The sequence below is a fragment of the Mycobacterium asiaticum genome (assembly GCF_001673365.1).
Classification (GTDB): domain Bacteria; phylum Actinomycetota; class Actinomycetes; order Mycobacteriales; family Mycobacteriaceae; genus Mycobacterium; species Mycobacterium asiaticum_A.
The window spans coordinates 16,935-35,458 of record NZ_LZLS01000104.1 but is presented as its reverse complement, the minus strand read 5'-3'; the positions used below and the strand labels follow the sequence as shown (position 1 = coordinate 35,458).

Here is an 18,524-nt window from a genome sequence, read left to right as displayed (position 1 = left end):
CGCACACGACACGCCGATGAGCGTGTGCGTGGTTTATCTCTCGGCGAAGCGCAAACAGAGCTGACTCCGGCCGAACTCGTCGTCGTGCGTCTGGTGAACGAAGGCTTGGGCAACAAGGATATTGGGGCGCGGCTGTTCATTTCTCCCCGGGACCGTGCAGACCCACCTCACCCACGTCTACCACAAACTCGGACTGACTTCGCGCTTGCAGCTGATGCAGGAAACGGCCCGTCGGACCTGAGCTCAACCGATCAGGTCCAGCGTGCCGAGATCGCGAATAGCCTGACAACCCCGGGTGAGCATGGCCAGCACCATGTCGTCGCCGCGTTCGGTCGAGCTGGCGAACGCGAACCCCAGCGCGGAGATCAAGGGCGCCTGCACCACCCCGAGTCGATAGTCACGCCAACAGGTTTCACGGTCGTAGTCGGTGACGCCGTAACCCACCAGAGCCGCGTGGTAGTCGCCGACCAGGTCATCTTCGATCGACACGCGTAGCTGGGAATCAAGGCTGGTGGCAGTGAAGTACGCGAGATCGCGTGCCGGCAAGCCCACGCCGAGCGTCTGCCAGTCGACGATGCTGATTCGCGTTCGGTCGGGATCGAACAGCATGTTGTCGAGCCGGTAGTCCCCGTGCAGCAGCGCAAAGCGGTCATACTCGGCGAGCAACCACGGTGTGATTAAACCCATTGTCGCAGTTAAGGTATCGCGGTCTTGAGCGCTCATTCGCTCGCCCAGTTTCTGCAGCGTGATGTCGGCGCTCATCTTTGCCACTTCGCCCATACCTTCGGCACCGGCTTCGTCCGGGCGCCCGAAGGCAATGCCGGGAAAGTCCAGCCACACCGGGTCACACCAGGTTGGTGCGTGCAGGCCGGCCAGCGCGGTGACCGCCAGTCGGGCCTCCTGCGCCCCGCAACCCTCGATCTGATCGCCCTGAACCGCTGGTGCCTGATCGGCCATCAACAGTGCGAATTCCATTGCATCGTCTGAGATCTCGCTGTAGAAGCACTTTGGGGTGGGCACTCGCACCCGGTCGGCGGCGGACCTGTAGAACGCGCACTCGCTGCGATAGCCGATGACCACCCGGTCTCGCACCGCATCGTCCTGGGCCGGCAGCTTGATCACGAAGGTCCGCGGCAGGTCGCCGGGGTCCGAACCGTAGCTTGCGGAGATCCGGTAGGTGGCCCCGGTCTGTCCGGTACCGATCGCCACCACCTCGGTCTGTGACACCTCGACCGGTGCGCCTTGATCGCTCAGCACCTTCGACAACCACTCAGGCGTCACATCGGTGGGATACCGCGGAATCGACAACAAGGCACTCATGACAGGAACTGTAAGTCATACCGCATCGGCTTCGGCGGCTGTCTCCTACTCGGCGAGGATCCGCCAGTCCGCGGCCTCGTGCTGCTGACGCCAGAACTCGCTGAACCTTCCGCCCGCCACCAGCAACTCGTCCACCCCACCGTCTTCAACCACCCGGCCGCTCTCCAAGAACAGCACGCGGTCGGCATGACGAATGCTGGCCAACCGGTGAGCCACGATGACCCGGGTGTGCGCATGCGGGTCGGCGGTGAGCGCCTCGACCACCGCGACCTCGTTCTCGTTGTCCAGCGCGCTGGTCGCCTCGTCGACCAGCAGGACGGGTGCGCCTTTGAGCAAAGCCCGCGCAATGCTGACCCGCTGCCGTTCACCACCGGATAACGTCGAACCCGCTTCGCCGACAACCGATTCCACGCCATCGGGAAGTCTCCCGGTGAGCTCGTCCACCCGCGCCAGCCGCACCGCCCGGTCGAACCGTTGGCCGTCGGCTCCCGGGTCGCCGGCGAACACGTTCTCCCGGATCGTCCCGTGGAAGAGGTAAGGGTGTTGGAATACCACACTGCTTGCACTGCGACGCGCCTCAGCATCGAGGCTGGCTGCGTCGACGCCGTCGATGAGCACGCGGCCACGCGTTGGTTGGTGCAGACCGGCGATCAGCGCCAGGATGGTGCTCTTGCCGGAGCCCGACGGTCCGACGATCGCTGTAGCCGTCCCCGGCTCCAACGCAAAACTGACCCCGTCAAGCACCGGTGGGCCCGAGCCGTCGTAGCTGAAGGTGACGTCATCGAACTCGATGCGCGGGGCCGCGCCCGCGTCGCGCAGCGCGCCGGTGCCTGCACCCAGGACTGGTGCGGTCAGCACCGACCGGATGCGGTCGAGGGTGGCGCGGATGGTCTCCAGCGCGGGAGCCAACTCGCTGACGGTGGTGAAAGGTTCCAGGTACCGGGCCATCACCACGATCAGCGCGACCGCTTCGGGTACGGTGAGCGTCCCGCCCACCGTCAGCGCGGTGGTGACACCGGCGAGCAGGATCAACGCCAGCTGGCTGGCGATGCTGAACAGCAATTGGCCGGGAATCTGCCAACCCAGCAGCCGCATCGTCGCACTGTGCTGAGCGCTCAGCGCGTTGCCCACCAGACTCCGAGCCGGCTCGACACGCCGCGCCGCGCGCAACGCCTGCTGCGTTCGGGCGAACTCGATGATGCGTTCGGTCAGCGCGCTGTTGGCTTCACCCGCCGCGGCGTCGGCCTTGCGTGACAGCCGCACCGAAGCCCAGAGCGCCCCGAGCAGCAGCGGCACCCCGGCCAGCGCGGCCACGCCGAGCTGCCAGGAGATCGGCAGCAGGACCACCGCGATGACCGCCGGCAACAGGATTCCACTGATCAACGGCGTCAGTAGGTTGACCACCAGACCCACCAGATCCGGCCCAGTCGATGCGATCGCCTGCCGCGCCGTGGAGGTGTTGTCGGCGGTGAACCAATCCAGCCGGACACTGGGCAGCCGATCGGCTATGTCGTGCTGCGTGTGGTCAAGAACCGCGAAGCCTAAATCGAAACCGATTCGCGCGGTGGTGGTGTCGACGATCCAGCCCAGCACCGTCGCCGCGGTCAGCCAGCCCAGCCACTTGAGCGCGCCTTGCGGGGAGTCGCTGAAAAGAGCACCCACCAGGGGGACCAGCAACACGGTAGCCACCGCTCGCACCACGACGGAGACGAACGTCAGCACGGCGTAGCTGACCACTTTGCCGCGGCGCTCCGCGGGCACCAGACCTATCCAGGTGCGGATCATCGGGCGACCTCCCGTCCGGCGCCGACGGATACCCGGGTGGGCTGGCCGGTCTCCCACAGCCGGCGGTAACGGCCATCGGCGGCCAACAACTCCTCATGCGTGCCACGTTCGGCGATTCGGCCGTGATCGAGCACGACAATCTGGTCGGCGCCGGTCACGGTGTGCAGCCTGTGCGCGATCACCAACACGGTACGGTCCCTCGTCAGGCGGTTAAGCGCCTGCTGCACGAGGTATTCCGATTCCGGGTCGGCATAGGCGGTGGCCTCGTCGAGGATGAGTACCGGTGTATCGGCCAGGATCGCCCGGGCGATGGTCAACCGTTGGCGTTCACCGCCGGAGAGCGCGGCGCTCGCCCCCAACACGGTGTCGTAGCCGTTGGGCAACCGCAGAATCCGGTCGTGGATCTGCGCTTCGCGGGCTGCGGCCTGAATCTGCTCGGCGCTGGCGTCGGGTACCGCCAAAGCGATGTTCTCGGCGACGGTGCCGTGCACGAGTTGAGTCTCCTGCAGGACAAAACCGACCCGAGTGTAGAGCTGGTCAGCCGTCAGGGACCGAATATCCTGTCCCCCAACACGTATCGATCCCTGCTGGATGTCGTGGAATCGGGCCAACAGCGCAGCGAGGGTGGACTTACCCGAACCCGATGGACCGACCAGCGCGGTGACCGTGCCCGGACGCAGCTCCAGCGAGACATCGCGAATCACCGGGACATCAGGGCGGTAACCGAAACTGACGTTCTCGAAGGACACCGTGGCCGCATCGGAGGTTTGGGCAGCGTGCTCTTCGACCTCGAGTTCGGGCTCGGCCAGCGCGATCTGCAGGCGTCGGGCGGCCAGCGTCCCGCCGCGGATTCCGGCCACCCCATAGCCGATCCCGAGCAACCGCGCGCCGAATGTGGTGCCCAACAACAGGAACGGCAACAGGTCGACCGGATTCATGTGGTGCGTGACGACCAGCGCAGTGCCCGTAACCGCGATGAGCCACAGGAACGTCGACGGACGGGTGGCCAGGTCCATCATGGTCTTCTTGCCCGCTAGCGGGCGCTGCCAAGCGACCAGGAAACCGATGTATTCGTCCAGGCGACGCCGGAACGTCGAGGCGGCCGCACCGCCGAAGACGCGAATCACCGGTTGGCCCTCCAAATACGCACCCGCCTCGGTGCTCATCTTCTCGGCCCACCGCTGCGATTGCGCGATGCGCGGACCGGACTGGATCATCAGAGCCGACGAGGTCAGCAAATACACCAGGACTGGACCGAACAAAACGAGTGCTACCCGCCAGTCGACGACGAACAGATACAGCAGCACCGCGACCGGCGCCACCACCGCGTTCACCGCATCGGGGATGGCATGGGTGACCAGGTAGTGCAGCGCCAGCGTGTCGTCCTGTACCAACTGCTTGATCGAGCCCGAACCGCGCGCGGTGAACCAGCCCAGCGGCAACCGGGACAGCTTGCCCAGCAGTCGCGACCGCAAGCCGCGGGCGAACCGCGCGTCGACGATGTGCAGCCAAAGCGTCAGCAAGGCGCCAAGCAGGGTGCCCAATCCAAGCAGCGACACCGCCGCGATGGCCAGGTTCCACAACCGGGACTCGTCGGCGCCGATCACCAGCAGCCGGGACAACTCCACCAGCAACACGAACGGCGCCAATTGCACCAGCGTGATGATGGCCTGCAGCACCCCGGAGACGATCAGCGCCGAGCGCAGCGGGGCCAGCAGCTGACCGGCGGCCTGGGCACGCCAGCTACCTCGAGCGGTATCTGGTTCACCTTGCGCAACAACAACTTCCGGCTGCTTATCTAACGTCGGCTCGGTTTCGGGTTCTTCGCCCCGGCGGGTGCCCATCTCCTTGCCGGCGCTCCAATAGGCCTGGGCATGCACTTCGGACTTGGGGAATCCGAACACATCGCGCAGCCGCTTGCGAACATGCTTGAGCGTGTTTGCTTCCGGGGTGGCCCAGGCATACCAGTTCGACCAGTCGCGGATTTCGATGGCCTCGGCCAGCGATTTCTCGTCGCTTCGAGTCACCCAGCGCACCCGCAGCCGCGGGTGTTGCGCGATCGGGATCAACGTGTCGTTGTCGTCGTGTTGCTCGAGGTACATCTCGATCGGGACGTCGGTTGGGACGGTTGCGATGATTCCGTTCATGCCCGGAATCGACGCCGAGTCACCGATTAGTAGGTACCCCGTGGGCTGCTCGTCGGGCGGGTCGAAGCGGGAGGACCCCATCAGCGAGGTGACCGCGATTCTCGCGCCGGGACGGACGTTGCGCGCCCAGGTCGAAGCCGGGCCCGCCGGTTCGTGCAGCACGACGTCGACCGCGAAACGGCCGCTGGCCGCGTCGGCCTCGGAAAGCGTGTAGCCGCGCTGGAATTCGGTCTTGGACCCTTTCGGATCGGGAAACCAGAACCTCAACCACGCGGCCGGCTCGTCCTCGGCGTCTTCGAACAGTGTCGGGGACTCCATTCGAATTCGCACGAAATGCGGTGCAATCATTACGGTTTCAAGCACCGTCGCCGTATGGTCGCGTGCACCGAAGCCTTTGAGCATGGCGCCCGAAAATCCGCGTGCCATCAACGATCCTCTCCCGCGACGGCATGGGCCGCCACGACTTCCATAATCGGGCGTCCTGGCGGAATTTCCTCCACCAGACCCCGGATCGACGCGGCCAGCAGCAGCCGCACGTACTGCGAACTCGACAATTCGGGAAGGCCGACGTGCGCCGCCTCCAACCGGTCGTCAGCGGCCAAGCGTTGTGCGGCCGCATCGCGTTCCAACGCGAAACGGTCGGCCTGGTCGCCGCCGGTCGTGCTGACGTTGCTCTCCTCGCGAGCCGAGAGGCTGATGGCCAGCGTGGCCACGGCACTGCTCAACACGATGGCAGCGTCCTTGGCGTAACCGCGCCGAGCCAGCGCCTCGACTTCGGTGACCAGCAACCGCACGCCGGTGTCACCGCGCGGAAACAGCACCTGCATATAGGACGCCAGACCTGGATGCTCAATTGTGAAGTGCCACAACTGAAGCCCGAAGGACAGCAGGTGCTGCTCGATATCGTCACTCGGGTCATCGCGCAGCTCGAGTTCGGCGAGCTGACTCTCTCCGACCAAACGCTCGAGGGCCCAACGATTTTCGACATGGCGGTACAGCGCGGTCGCCGAGACGCCGAGCTGTGCGGCCACCGCGTTGATGCTCAGGCGCCGCATACCGAGCTCACGACCCACGCGCAGCACGTCGTCCAGCCCGATCAGCGCGGGACGCCCGCCTGTGCGCGTTATGGCTTTCACCCGACTGCACCCCCGACCAAGTAAGTTACCCCCTCAAACTAAGGGTCACCTTACCTGAGTGCAAGGCCGGGCTGTCCGGCGGTTCGCTAGAAACCCTTGGGGGCGTCTCGGACGGCCTGCACCGCGGCCTCGTCGCCGGCTAAATGCACCCGGGCCTTGCGTCCGACCGCAAACAGCAATAGTTCCTCGGGTGGACCCGTGACGGTCACGGCCGGTCCGCGGCCAGCGGTCAGCAGCGTCTTGCCGTCCGTGGTGCGCAACGCAAGCCGCGCGGGCACCTTTGCCAGCGTCAGCCGTCCCATCAGCGGCAGCATCCGGCGAAGCCGGGCCACCAGGTCGGGTTCAAGTTCGCGCGGCTCCCAGTCCCCGGCGGCGCGGCGGACGTCCTCGTGGTGGATGAACATCTCGCCAACGTTGGCGACCGAGTCGATCAACTTGAACGGAGAGTATTTCGGCGGGCCCGCTGCGATCTTGCCCACCAAGTCATTCCACTCGGTGTTGGCCGCGACCTCGTTCTGCACCTTCTCGGTGTGGCCGGCGAAGAACGGGATCAGAATGCCCGGTCCGGCATCTATACGATGCTCTCTCACCACCAGGTGAGCCGCGAGGTCGCGGGTATTCCAGCCTTCGCACAGCGTCGGCGCCTCGGGCCCCGTCTCGAGGATCGTTTCCACCAGAGCGGCGCGCTCGCGGCGTGCAACGGACACTTCGTCTCCCTTCCCTGCGCTATCGAGCCGGGCATGAAAACCGCAGCCTTCTGGGATCGTAGCGAGCTTGCGTCAGCGGGCATGTTTCGAAAGTTTGTGCGATGGCTACCCGGGGTGCGGAGGTAATGGACATGAGCAACGACGTGCGGCAAGCGCCGCAAGAAAATCCCGAGAAGGACCCCGCCGACTGGGTGACCGGTGACGAACCAATGACCGGACCGCAGCGCAGTTATGTACAGACGCTGGCCCAGGAGGCCGGCCGAAGCGTCCCGGACGATCAAACCAAAGCGCAGGCTTCCGCACTCATCGACGAGCTACAGCAGCAAACCGGGCGCGGCGCGAGTTAGCCGTGGGCAGAAGGCAATAACCCTCGGTGCGGGCGGAGGGACTCGAACCCTCAAGCTCTTCCGAGCACCGGCACCTAAAGCCGGCATGTTTGCCAATTTCATCACGCCCGCGGCGCTGCCGATCGTACCGCTCCGCTCAGCCACGAACGGGACCCGGAGTCTGATCGAAGCGCGACGGACAAGCGGGTAAGCCGTGCGCGGTACGGTCGTGGGGTGTCGCCCCCGGCCCCCACGAGACGCCGCCGGCCCGCAGCGATCGCCCTGGTGATCTTCGCGGCCTGCGGTTGCCTGGCCCTGGGCTGGTGGCAATGGACGCGCTTCCAGTCGGTTTCGGGCAGTTACCAGAACCTGGGCTATGCATTGCAATGGCCGATGTTCGCCGCATTCTGCGTCTACGCGTACCGCAAATTCGTCCGCTACGAAGAAGTTGCACCGGTACCACCTGACACCGCCGAGACCGAGATACCCGCCGGCCTATTGCCGGAACGCCCGAAACCGGCAGCACAGCAGCCCGACGATCCCGCCCTGAGCGAGTACAACGCCTACCTGGCCGAGCTCGCCCGCAACGATGCCGAAAAGCAGAACAGGACCACCGCATGAGTACACCCGAAACACCCGAGGCACAGCGCGGCGCTTCGGTGTTCCCCGTCGAGAAGATCCGGACCGCGTTGGTGGCCTACCGGGTCATGGCGTGGTTGACGGGTATCTGGCTCATTGTGTTGTGCGGTGAAGTCGTCTCACATCTGGTCTACAACCACGAGATTCGGTGGATTGAAGTCGTGCATGGCTGGGTGTATTTCGTTTACATGCTCGCCGCATTCAACCTCGCCATCAAAGTCCGTTGGCCGATCGGTAAAACGATCGGGGTGTTGTTGGCGGGCACCATTCCGCTGCTGGGCATCATCGTCGAGCACCGCCAGACGAAAGAAGTCAAGGCGAACTTCTCGGTCTGAGCGATCAGCCGGCGGCCAGCGTCCTCAGCGTTGGCAGCAACAGCGCCAGCGCCCGACCGCGGTGCGACACCGCGTCTTTCTCGGCCGGGCTGAGTTGCGCGGCGGTCCTGCCGTCGGCATCGTTCGGGACGAACACCGGGTCGTAGCCGAAGCCGCCGTCACCGCGCGGCTGACGAGCAATCGCGCCAGTCCACTCGCCGCGCACCACCGTCTCGCCGGCCGACGACACCAGCGCGCAGGCCGAGACGAAAGCCGCATCGCGCCGCTCGTCGGGCACGTCCTGTAACTGCGCCAACAACAACGTGGTGTTGGCGACATCGTCGCCGTGCCGTCCCGACCACCGCGCCGACAGCACTCCGGGCATTCCGTTCAACGCGGCGACTTCCAACCCGGAGTCGTCGGCGACGCTGGGCAGTCCGGTCGCAGCAAAAGCGTCGCGTGCCTTGGCCAAAGCGTTGTCCTCAAACGTGGCACCCGTTTCCGGCGCCTCGTCGAACGGCGCTACGTCATCCAGCGAAACCAGCGTCACGCCCGACAGGCCGGCACTGTCCAACACGCGCTGCAGCTCGGCCAGCTTCTTGCGGTTGCGGCTGGCCACCAGCAGTCGTGATGGCGACGCGGGGCGGCACTGGTCGCCATCCGGCACGGTCAGCTTCCGAACGCCTTCGGGGTGGGCCCACCTTCGGGGAGCACACCCGGGTACGGCAGCGCCAGCGCGTCACTTTGGGCAGCGAACAACTTCTCACACCCTGCCAGCGCCATGTCCAGGAGCTTGTCCAAAGTTGACCGCGGGAACGTCGCTCCCTCGCCGGTGCCTTGGATCTCGACCAACGTCCCGGTGTCGGTGGCGACAACGTTCATGTCGACTTCGGCGCGCGAGTCCTCCTCATACGGCAGGTCGATGCGGACCCTGCCGTCGACCACCCCGACGCTCACGGCCGCGATTGCGCATGACAACGGTCTGGGATCGGACAGCTTGCCGGCCGCCGAAAGGTAAGTGACCGCGTCGGCCAAGGCCACGTAGGCGCCAGTGATGGCAGCCGTGCGAGTGCCGCCATCGGCCTGCAGCACGTCGCAGTCGACGGCGATCGTGTTCTCACCCAGCGCCCGTAGATCGATGCACGCCCGCAGCGATCGGCCGACCAGGCGGCTGATCTCCTGGGTGCGGCCACCGACACGTCCTTTCACCGATTCGCGGTCGGAGCGCGTATGGGTGGCTGACGGCAGCATCGCGTACTCGGCGGTGAGCCAGCCCAGGCCAGATCCCTTGCGCCAGCGCGGCACTCCTTCGGTGACACTGGCGGTGCACATCACCTTGGTGTGGCCGAATTCGATCAGCACCGAACCGGCCGGGTGATCGGTGAAGCCCCTGGTGATGGTTACCGGGCGAAGCTCGTCGTCAAGACGGCCGTCTTCTCGTTTGGACACGACGCCCACCCTAGCCCGCTGACTCTGACCGCTTGCGATCCGAACGTCACTGCGAAACTCGCCGCGAAAATTCGCGGTGGGGTTTGGTTCGCGGCAGAAGGCGGCAGAAAGCGGGAAAAAGAAACGTTCAGGCCCGGCGGACTTCTACGGTTTCGCCGGGCACCACCGCGTGCACCGGTCCGTCGAACTCGGCCTTGGCCTCACTGATCACGTCCTCGCGGTTGGTCCACGGCGGAATATGGGTCAGAAGCAACTCGCGCACGCCGGCGCGCTTGGCGGCCCGGCCCGCCTCAGTCCCGGACAGATGCAGAGCCGGGGGGTGCTTCGGCGAGTGTGTCCACGATGATTCGCACAGGAAAACGTCTGCGCCACGGGCAAGTTCGACCAGTTCGTCACACTCGCCGGTGTCGCCGCTGTACACCAGCGTCGCTCCGCTGGGATCGGTGAACCGCATGCCGAACGATTCGGTCGGGTGCGCCACAACCCGTGGCACCACCGTGATCGCTCCGAACGTCACCGGCTCACCGTCGACCCAGTGGCGGACGTCGAAGATGTCTGAGCAATCGTCGATCTCGCCTCCGTACGGAGACGATGCCGCGCCCAACCGCGACCAGGTGTCGCTCGGGCCGTACAGCAACGCCTTGCCGGTGGGACGCGAAGTCGGGTGATACCGGCGCCAGACAAACAACCCCGGCAGATCCAGGCAGTGATCGGCGTGCAGATGTGACAACAGCACGTGCACCGATGAGGGGTCCGCATACTTTTGCAGCGCACCCAGCACGCCCCCGCCGAAGTCGATAACGAGCGGCGGAGAGTCCGGAGCCCGAAGTAGATAACCCGATGCGGGCGAATCCGGGCCCACGACGCTACCGGAGCATCCGAGCACGGTTATGCGCACGGACACCACTGTGCCATGCCCGATACCGCGATGGGGAAAACATCGCCGCATTTGGTCGTCGGAGTTGCGCGCATATCTAGTGGACGTGAGTGTGAAGCACCGGTTCAACGCCGGTGATCACCGGACCGAGAAATCGGGCGGCCAACTTGGTGAACGCCTCGGGGTCGCCAGTGGCCTCAAATTTGCGCGACGGGCCCGCCGAGTTCGGACCTTCCGGATGCGGGCGCAGCAGGTCGGATTCGGTAAGCACCCGCACCACTTGCTTGGCGGTTTCTTCGGCGCTGGAGACCAGCGTGACGTTGTCTCCCATCACCAATTGAATCAACCCGGAAAGCAACGGGTAGTGCGTACAACCGAGCACCAGGGTGTCGACCTCGGCACGTTGCAATGGCTCGAGATAACCCTCCGCCAAACCAAGCACCTGGCGGCCACTGGTGACGCCGCGTTCGACGAAGTCGACGAAACGGGGGCAGGCCACCGCCGTGATCTCGGTATCACGGGCGGCGGCGAACGCGTCCTGGTAGGCGTGTGAGGTAACGGTTGCCCGCGTGCCGATCACCCCGATGCGTCCGTTGCGGGTCGCGGCAACTGCGCGGCGCACCGCCGGCAGGATCACTTCGACGACGGGCACGTCGTAGCGCTCGCGCGCATCCCGAAGACAGGCCGCCGACGCCGAGTTGCAGGCGATCACCAAAGCCTTGACCCCCCGGTTGACGAGATCGTCGCCGATGGCCAGTGCGTGGGCGCGGATCTCCGGGATGGCCAGTGGCCCGTATGGGCCGTTGCCGGTATCGCCGACGTAGATGATGTCCTCGTCGGGTAGCTGGTCGATGATCGCGCGGGCGACCGTCAGTCCTCCGACGCCGGAGTCGAAGACTCCGACGGGTGCCAGGGGGGAACTCATGTCTTCAGATGCGGCGCTCGCAGCGCCCGTTTCCGTTCGCGGGCTTTGCGCTCGGGAGCCGACAACAGGTACGCCGCCACCACGCCGGCCAGCGCACCGCACAAATGCCCCTGCCAGGACACTCCACCGCATACGCCCAGGACCGGCAGCGCGCCGAACAGCACGCCCCCGTAGACGAACAGCACCACCAATCCGATGATGATGTCCCACACGCGGCGAACGAAAATCCCGAACACCAACAGGAAGGCCAGCCAGCCGAAGATCAGGCCGGAGGCTCCGATGTGATCGGTCGGGCCGCAGCTACTACCCACATTGCCGATCAGCCAGGTCCCGAAGCCGCCCAGGATCCACACGATCGCGGTGGCCCAGACGAACCGGGACAGCCCGGACAGCGTCATCAGGAACCCCAGCACCAGCAGCGGAACGGTGTTGGCGATCAGGTGCTGCCAATTGGCGTGCAACAGCGGCGCGAAGACGATCCCCCACAAGCCGTCGGTCGTTTGCGGACGGATGCCGTTGCGATCCAGACGCCCACCGCTGAGCTGATCGATCAGCTCGACCACATACAGCAGTGCGACGAAGGTGACGATGGTCGTCCCACCGATCACCCAGCCGGGTTTCTTGTTCTGTTGCGTGGCCGGTACGCGTGACTTCATCCCCATACCTGCCCTTCCAGAGCGTCCTCGGCATCATCCAGGCTACCGGCGTGCAAGCAGGCAACAGTCATGACTTGAACGCTCCCGGCAGCAGGTCGCGGTAGGTAGGTATTCCGGCAACCGACGTCGCCGCGATCACGCCGTCGAGCACCGCAGCGGCCAGGCAATCGGCCGCGGCCGCACCCACCGCGGTAAGCAGGCCGGTCTCCGGCGACAACGCAGCAGGCGTGTCAGCGGCCGGCGGCACCTCAATGGCGCCGGTTGCCAACGCGAACACGGTGTCGCCATCCAACGGGGTATGCGCGGGACGCAACGTGCGGGCCAGCCCGTCATGCGCGGCGATAGCAACCCGCCGGCACGCCGCCGGGCTCAACGCGGCGTCGGTCGCCACCACGGCGATCGTCGTATTCAGCGCGCTCAGCGGCGACGGCAGCTGTGCAAGCGCTTCGACCTGCTCAGCCGGTGGCGCGGCCAGCCCGTACCGGGCGATCAGCTCTGCCATCCAAGGCAGACCGGTGGCCGGGTCGACTGCCTCGCCCGCGGCATTCACCACCACCAGCGCCCCGACGGTCACCCCGGACGGCAGCGTTATCGACGCGGTCCCGACGCCGCCCTTGAGCACACCGGCGCGCGCCCCCACCCCGGCACCGACGGTCCCGACCGCCACCGGCGCTGCGTCACCGGACTCGTCGGCCGCCGCACAGGCCGCATAACCGAACTCCGCCGTCGGACGGCAATCCCACGCACCCACCGGCAGGTCGAAAATCACCGCGCCGGGCACGATCGGCACCACCCCGGCGCCCATCGCCACGCCCTTTTGCTGCTCCTCAAGCCAGCGCATTACGCCGTCGGCAGCCGCTAACCCGTACGCACTGCCGCCGGCTAACAGCACGGCGTCGACATATCGCACGCTGTTGACCGGGTCGAGCAGATCGGTCTCCCGGGTTCCGGGTGCACCGCCGCGACAATCGACGGCGCCGACGGTGCCCGGCGGCGGCAGCACGACAGTGACCCCGCAGGCCCACCCGCCGCCGAGGGACGCGTCGTCGTCCAACCGGTGGTGGTGGCCGACGCGGATGCCTGCGATGTCGGTAATTCCGCTCATCCGGCCGGCTTGCCCATCACCACCAGGACCAGGTACTCCTGCAACACCGTCAGCCACTGGTAGACGTCGAAGTGCGCAGCCAGCGGGTGGTCGGAGGGCAAGCGTTCCGGGCCCTGCGGACCGATGTCGAGCATCACGCCCAGCGTCAGCCGGAGGTCGTTGACCGCCGTGATCCAGGAATTGGCGCTTTCTTCAGTCAGCTCGAACCTGCCGCCGTTGCCCGGAACCGTGTCCAACAATTGTTGTGCGGCAACACGTTTGGCCTCGATGATGTCGGGCTCATGCAGACTGCGCAGCGCCGAGTTGAGGGTTTCTGAGGCATCCAGGGTCAGCGGGTCGGCCTCGTCGTACCGGTAGAAGTCCGGCAGCAGCCGCCCGAGTGTGGGGTCCCCCGGGCGCTCCGAGTGTCCGGTCTTGATGCCGGTGATTTCTTCGAGTTCGTCGCTTGGCGACGTGGACTGGCGCTCGTCGAGCAGGCCGATCATCGCGCCGACCAGATTCTTGAGCAGCGCCGCCTCGTGCGGTGCCAGCGACGAGCGAAACCGAGGACCACTACGCGTCTCGACGCGCTTCCACTTGCGCACTATGGAACCCGGATCCCCGCGGCTCTCACCGGTCCTGCTGCATCGTCGCCCACAATCCGGCGGCATGCAGTTTGGACACGTCGACTTCCATGGATTCGCGACTGCCCGCCGACACCACGGCCTTCCCCTCGTTGTGCACCTGCAGCATCAGCTTGGTGGCGTGCGGCTCGCTGTAACCGAACAACTTCTGGAATACGTACGTCACGTAGGTCATCAGATTGACGGGGTCGTCCCACACGATCGTGACCCACGGACTCGTCGTAGCTTCGACCGGTGCGGATTCGCGTTGTCCGGTGCTGCCCGGCTTGGCCGGCGCTATCGCTACAACCATGGCGTCAAGGATACCGAGCCAGAGCCTCATTGCAGCGAGCCGATACCGTTGAACCGTGAATGCGGCGTGAATGAAGTGGCATTAGCTGGGCTGCTGACAGACAAATACGAGTTGACCATGTTGGCGGCGGCGCTGCGCGACGGCACCGCTCATCGTCAGACCAGCTGGGAAGTGTTCGCGCGGCGCCTCCCGGCCGGCCGCCGCTACGGTGTGGTTGCCGGAACCGGCAGGCTGCTGGAACTCTTGCCGCAGTTCAGGTTCGACGGCGCGGCGTGCGAGTTGCTGGCGCAGTTCCTCGACCCGGACACGGTGGAATTTCTGAGGGATTTCCGGTTCGGTGGCGATATCGACGGCTACGCCGAGGGCGAGCTGTATTTCCCCAATTCGCCGGTGTTATCCGTGCATGGCAGCTTCGCAGAGTGCGTGTTGCTCGAAACCCTGGCGCTGTCGATTTTCAATCACGACACCGCGATCGCCTCGGCGGCGGCACGCATGGTCAGTGCGGCAAGCGGGCGTCCGGTGGTCGAGATGGGGTCGCGGCGCACCCACGAACAGGCCGCAGTCGCAGCGGCCCGCTCCGCCTACGTCGCTGGCTTCGCCGGCACCTCCAACATGGCAGCCCAGCTGCGTTACGGCGTGCCGACGGTGGGGACGGCCGCGCACGCGTTCACCATGGTGCACACCTGGGAAGGTGGCCCGGACGAATTGGCCGCCTTTCGGGCCCAAGTCGACGCGCTGGGTCCGGACACTACTTTGCTGGTGGACACCTACGACGTGACGGCGGGCGTGGCCAACGCCGTGGCCGCCGCGGGCCCGGAACTCGGCGCGGTCCGGATCGACTCCGGCGATCTGGCGGTGCTGGCTCACCAGGTGCGCACCCAACTCAACGAACTGGGCGCACCAGAGACACGGATCGTGTTGACCGGCGACCTGGACGAGTTCTCCATCGCCGGACTGGCCGCCGCGCCGGTGGACAGTTACGGGGTCGGCACATCGTTGGTGACCGGGTCGGGTGCACCGACGGCCAGCATGGTCTACAAACTGGTTGAGGTGGACGGCATCCCGGTACAAAAACGCAGCAGTCAAAAGCAGTCGCACGGTGGTCGCAAGGCGGCGCTGCGACTGTCGCGGCCGACCGGCACCATCACCGAGGAGATCGTGCATCCATTCGGCAAATCGCCGGCCCTCAGCGCGCCGCATCGGGTGCTGACCACTTCGCTGGTCCGCGACGGCGAGGTGGTTTGCGACAGCGACCTGGACGCGGCGCGTGCGTTGGTGGTGTCCGGGCTGCGCAGCCTGCCGTGGGAAGGGTTGAGTTTGTCTCCCGGCGATCCGGCGATCCCGACGCAGATCATCTCCGCCTGACGAGAAATCGCACGTTGTCCGCCTCTGAGTCCGTCCCGGCGCTGCTGGCCACCGCGGTAGCGGCGCTGGGCGGCAGCGAACGACACGGACAGGTAGAGATGGCCACCGCGGTCGCGCAGTCTTTCGACACCGGCGAACACCTTGTCGTGCAAGCCGGTACCGGCACCGGCAAGTCGTTGGCGTATCTGGTTCCGGCGATCGTGCGCGCGGTCCGAGACGACGCGCCCGTAGTGGTGTCCACCGCGACTATCGCGCTGCAACGCCAACTCGTCGATCGTGATCTGCCCCGCCTGGCCGACTCGCTGGCCGACTCGCTGCCCCGCCAGCCGAAGTTCGCGTTACTCAAAGGACGCCGAAATTACCTGTGCTTGAACAAGATTCATAACGGTGGCGGCGACGACGACGCCGATGGCCGGCCTCAGGAAGAGCTGTTCAATCCGATGGCTGTCACCGCGCTGGGCCGCGATGTGCAACGCCTCACCGAATGGTCCGCCTCAACCGATTCCGGTGACCGGGACGACCTCAAACCCGGCGTACCGGACCGATCCTGGTCGCAAGTCAGCGTGTCCGCGCGGGAATGCATCGGGGTCGCCCGTTGCTCGTTCGGTACCGAGTGCTTCTCGGAGCGGGCTCGGGCACGCGCCGGCAACGTCGACGTCGTCGTCACCAATCACGCACTGCTGGCAATCGACGCGGTTTCGGACTCGGCGATATTGCCGGAACACACGCTGCTGGTGGTCGACGAAGCGCACGAGTTGGCCGACCGCGTCACCTCGGTAGCCACCGCGGAGTTGACCTCGGCAACGTTGGGTGTTGCCGTGCGCCGCATCACGCGTCTGGTGAATCCGGAGTTGGTGCAGCGGCTCGAGGCCGCGACGGCGACCTTCTCCTCGGCGATCCACGACGCGCAGCCCGGCCGCATCGACTATCTCGACGACGAGTTGGCGACGTATCTGACTGCGCTGCGCGATGCAGCCAACGCCGCTCGGTCGGCCATCGAAGGCACGAGTGATGCGCGCGCCGCCGCCGCGCGCGCGGAAGCGGCCGCGGCGTTGATCGAGATCGCCGACACCGCCGCCCGCGTCCTGGACTCATTCGGACCGGCCATCCCCGAGCGCAGCGACATCGTCTGGCTGGATCAGGAGGACAACCGCGGTTCACCGCGCGCCGTGCTACGGGTGGCTCCGTTGTCGGTGGCCGGGTTGCTGGCCAGCCAAGTGTTTTCCCGTTCTACGACGGTGCTGACGTCGGCGACGCTGACGGTGGGCGGGACCTTCGACTCGATGGCCGCGGCCTGGGGGCTGAGCGGCCTCGAGGTGCCCTGGCGCGGCCTCGACGTGGGATCACCGTTCCAGCACGCCAAATCGGGGATCCTCTACATCGCCGCGCACCTGCCGCCACCCGGTCGCGATAGCAGCGGATCGGCTGAGCAGTTGGCCGAGATCGCCGAACTCGTCACCGCGGCCGGCGGCCGCACGCTGGGGCTGTTCTCGTCGATGCGCGCAGCTCGCGCGGCGGCCGATGCCATGCGCGACCGGCTGGCCACTCCGGTGCTGTGCCAGGGCGACGACAGCACCTCGGCGTTGGTCGAACAGTTCGCCGAGGACCCCGCGACCTCGCTGTTCGGCACGCTGTCGCTGTGGCAGGGCGTCGACGTGCCGGGGCCGTCGCTGTCGTTGGTGCTGATCGACCGCATCCCGTTTCCCCGCCCCGACGACCCGCTGTTGAGTGCCCGCCAACGTGCGGTGGCCGCGGCCGGCGGCAACGGTTTCATGGCAGTAGCGGCGAGCCACGCGGCGCTGTTGCTGGCGCAGGGGTCGGGCCGGCTGCTGCGTCGGGTCACCGACCGCGGTGTGGTCGCGGTGCTGGACTCGCGGATGGTCACCGCCCGCTACGGCGACTATCTGCGCGCCTCGCTGCCGCCGTTCTGGCAGACCACCAACGCCGAACAGGTGCGTGCGGCCCTGACCCGGTTGGCGCAAGAAGACGCCGCACACTAGCGAACCGGTGCCTACGGTTGTGAGCTAGAGCGACTGTAAGGCAGCTGTCGGACTCAGCCGCGACAGCTTCGGAGAACTCAGCTTCCGCGAGGTTCAGGGAAAGCCAGTACGCGCCGGGTTCAACGGGCACCTCAGGAAACACGGAAGTGCGTGTGGGCAGCGGCTGACATGACCGATAAGGCTCTCGCCCTCGCCGTTGGCGCGGTCCTCGCCGCTGCGCTCAGCGCGTGCACCGCACACGCTGAACCCTCAAAATTCCCCGACATCAGCCGTTACACACCAGTCAATATCGCCGACTACCGGATCAACACGACCACACCAGGACACCCCAGTTCAGAGATATATTTCCTTACTCCCGACGGCATCACGTGCAATTTTCCCATTGGGGCGGCCCAATGCAGCGGAAATAATCTGCCGGCGATTCCTCCTGCCAGTGGGTTGAATGAGGTGAATTGGATCGGTACCGACACAGGATTGAAGAAAACCACTGAAGGACCGATATCAGGCGTTGTGCACGGCCAGCAGGTGAAGACGCTTCCTCCGTTTCATTCCATCACGCTCAGCGGGGTAATTTGCGGAGTGGACGATGCAAAGATGACAGCGTGTAAGGACGCTCAGGGACGGGGTTTTGTGTTGTCACCCGCAGGGTCGGGCTGGTTACCCAAGGTGTGAGCGACCCATCGACGAGCACCCCGAGCACGGCAAGAACATCCCGGCGGGGGCAAGACAACGCATCGAGGATGACTGCGGCCGACAGAAACAACAATGGGCCGCTCATCGCCGCAGGCTCGCTCTGCAGGACGAAGCCTGAACTAGTCTCACTTAAAATTTGATCGGCCGTCTTTGCGGGGTGTTTTG

Annotated in this window: 19 protein-coding genes, 1 tRNA gene and 1 pseudogene; 7 read left to right on the top strand and 14 right to left on the bottom strand. The window is 65.9% G+C overall.

Features of this window, described 5'->3' with window-relative positions:
• Positions 1-60: 60 nt before the first annotated feature.
• Positions 61-241, top strand: a pseudogene (locus A5634_RS27315) (helix-turn-helix domain-containing protein); the annotation flags it as partial.
• Between the two features lie 2 nt (positions 242-243).
• On the opposite strand, the gene A5634_RS12255 reads toward A5634_RS27315, so the two are convergent.
• From A5634_RS12255 to A5634_RS12235, 5 genes are all read right to left on the bottom strand, one after another.
• Positions 244-1,320 (bottom strand): phosphotransferase family protein, encoded by a 1,077-nt coding sequence (locus A5634_RS12255; protein ID WP_065144316.1) that lies wholly within the window; start codon positions 1,318-1,320, stop codon positions 244-246.
• A 45-nt stretch (positions 1,321-1,365) separates the two neighbouring features.
• The gene (locus A5634_RS12250; protein WP_065144315.1) at positions 1,366-3,105 is read right to left on the bottom strand and encodes an ABC transporter ATP-binding protein; all 1,740 of its coding nucleotides are present in this window, start codon (positions 3,103-3,105) and stop codon (positions 1,366-1,368) included.
• Positions 3,102-5,678 (bottom strand): ABC transporter ATP-binding protein/permease, encoded by a 2,577-nt coding sequence (locus A5634_RS12245; RefSeq protein WP_065144314.1) that lies wholly within the window; start codon positions 5,676-5,678, stop codon positions 3,102-3,104. Before A5634_RS12245 ends, A5634_RS12250 begins: the two co-directional genes overlap by 4 nt.
• Positions 5,678-6,388 carry a TetR family transcriptional regulator gene (locus A5634_RS12240; protein WP_065144313.1) on the bottom strand — a complete coding sequence of 237 codons (711 nt, stop codon included), beginning with the start codon at positions 6,386-6,388 and terminating at the stop codon, positions 5,678-5,680. Before A5634_RS12240 ends, A5634_RS12245 begins: the two co-directional genes overlap by 1 nt.
• Before the next feature lie 86 nt (positions 6,389-6,474).
• Positions 6,475-7,095, bottom strand: coding sequence for a TIGR03085 family metal-binding protein (locus tag A5634_RS12235; RefSeq protein ID WP_065144312.1), 621 nt, complete (start codon positions 7,093-7,095; stop codon positions 6,475-6,477).
• A gap of 131 nt (positions 7,096-7,226) precedes the next feature.
• Here A5634_RS12235 and A5634_RS12230 point away from each other — a divergent pair, with 131 nt between their 5' ends.
• Positions 7,227-7,442, top strand: coding sequence for a DUF3072 domain-containing protein (locus tag A5634_RS12230; protein WP_065144358.1), 216 nt, complete (start codon positions 7,227-7,229; stop codon positions 7,440-7,442).
• Positions 7,443-7,469: 27 nt separating this feature from the next.
• Here the strand turns inward: A5634_RS12230 and A5634_RS12225 are convergent.
• Positions 7,470-7,553: transfer RNA gene (locus tag A5634_RS12225), tRNA-Leu, on the bottom strand.
• A 102-nt stretch (positions 7,554-7,655) separates the two neighbouring features.
• Here A5634_RS12225 and A5634_RS12220 point away from each other — a divergent pair.
• The gene (locus A5634_RS12220; protein ID WP_081290385.1) at positions 7,656-8,042 is read left to right on the top strand and encodes a hypothetical protein; all 387 of its coding nucleotides are present in this window, start codon (positions 7,656-7,658) and stop codon (positions 8,040-8,042) included.
• Positions 8,039-8,395, top strand: a complete 357-nt coding sequence (locus A5634_RS12215; protein ID WP_065144310.1) for a DUF3817 domain-containing protein — start codon at positions 8,039-8,041, stop codon at positions 8,393-8,395. The genes A5634_RS12220 and A5634_RS12215 overlap by 4 nt, the downstream gene beginning before the upstream one ends.
• Positions 8,396-8,399: 4 nt before the next feature.
• On the opposite strand, the gene rdgB is transcribed toward A5634_RS12215, so the two are convergent.
• From rdgB to clpS, 8 genes are all read right to left on the bottom strand, one after another.
• Complete coding sequence (gene rdgB / locus A5634_RS12210) at positions 8,400-9,041, bottom strand: RdgB/HAM1 family non-canonical purine NTP pyrophosphatase (RefSeq protein ID WP_172831686.1); 642 nt, start codon at positions 9,039-9,041, stop codon at positions 8,400-8,402.
• A 2-nt stretch (positions 9,042-9,043) separates the two neighbouring features.
• Entirely contained in the window at positions 9,044-9,823 is a 780-nt protein-coding gene (rph, locus tag A5634_RS12205; protein WP_065144356.1) for a ribonuclease PH, read from the bottom strand.
• 127 nt (positions 9,824-9,950) lie between these two features.
• Positions 9,951-10,727 carry a cyclic nucleotide-degrading phosphodiesterase gene (locus A5634_RS12200; protein ID WP_216638734.1) on the bottom strand — a complete coding sequence of 259 codons (777 nt, stop codon included), beginning with the start codon at positions 10,725-10,727 and terminating at the stop codon, positions 9,951-9,953.
• 70 nt (positions 10,728-10,797) lie between these two features.
• Positions 10,798-11,625 carry a glutamate racemase gene (gene murI, locus A5634_RS12195; protein ID WP_065144309.1) on the bottom strand — a complete coding sequence of 276 codons (828 nt, stop codon included), beginning with the start codon at positions 11,623-11,625 and terminating at the stop codon, positions 10,798-10,800.
• Positions 11,622-12,287, bottom strand: coding sequence for a rhomboid family intramembrane serine protease (locus A5634_RS12190; protein ID WP_065144308.1), 666 nt, complete (start codon positions 12,285-12,287; stop codon positions 11,622-11,624). The genes murI and A5634_RS12190 overlap by 4 nt, the downstream gene beginning before the upstream one ends.
• Positions 12,288-12,348: 61 nt before the next feature.
• Entirely contained in the window at positions 12,349-13,386 is a 1,038-nt protein-coding gene (locus A5634_RS12185; RefSeq protein WP_065144307.1) for a P1 family peptidase, read from the bottom strand.
• Entirely contained in the window at positions 13,383-13,970 is a 588-nt protein-coding gene (gene aosR / locus A5634_RS12180) for an oxidative stress transcriptional regulator AosR (protein WP_065144306.1), read from the bottom strand. Before aosR ends, A5634_RS12185 begins: the two co-directional genes overlap by 4 nt.
• 25 nt (positions 13,971-13,995) lie before the next feature.
• Positions 13,996-14,301: an ATP-dependent Clp protease adapter ClpS gene (gene clpS, locus A5634_RS28915; RefSeq protein WP_065144354.1), complete on the bottom strand. Its 306-nt coding sequence runs from the start codon at positions 14,299-14,301 to the stop codon at positions 13,996-13,998.
• 42 nt (positions 14,302-14,343) lie between these two features.
• On the opposite strand from clpS, the gene A5634_RS12170 reads away from it, so the two are divergent.
• The 3 genes from A5634_RS12170 (at position 14,344) to A5634_RS28185 (ending at position 18,338) form a co-directional block, all read left to right on the top strand.
• Complete coding sequence (locus A5634_RS12170) at positions 14,344-15,666, top strand: nicotinate phosphoribosyltransferase (protein ID WP_437339970.1); 1,323 nt, start codon at positions 14,344-14,346, stop codon at positions 15,664-15,666.
• Positions 15,667-15,680: 14 nt separating this feature from the next.
• A complete protein-coding gene (locus A5634_RS12165) occupies positions 15,681-17,666 on the top strand; it encodes an ATP-dependent DNA helicase (RefSeq protein WP_065144304.1) in 1,986 nt (661 codons plus the stop codon).
• A gap of 168 nt (positions 17,667-17,834) precedes the next feature.
• Positions 17,835-18,338 (top strand): hypothetical protein, encoded by a 504-nt coding sequence (locus tag A5634_RS28185; protein WP_155769503.1) that lies wholly within the window; start codon positions 17,835-17,837, stop codon positions 18,336-18,338.
• The last annotated feature ends 186 nt before the right edge of the window (positions 18,339-18,524 follow it).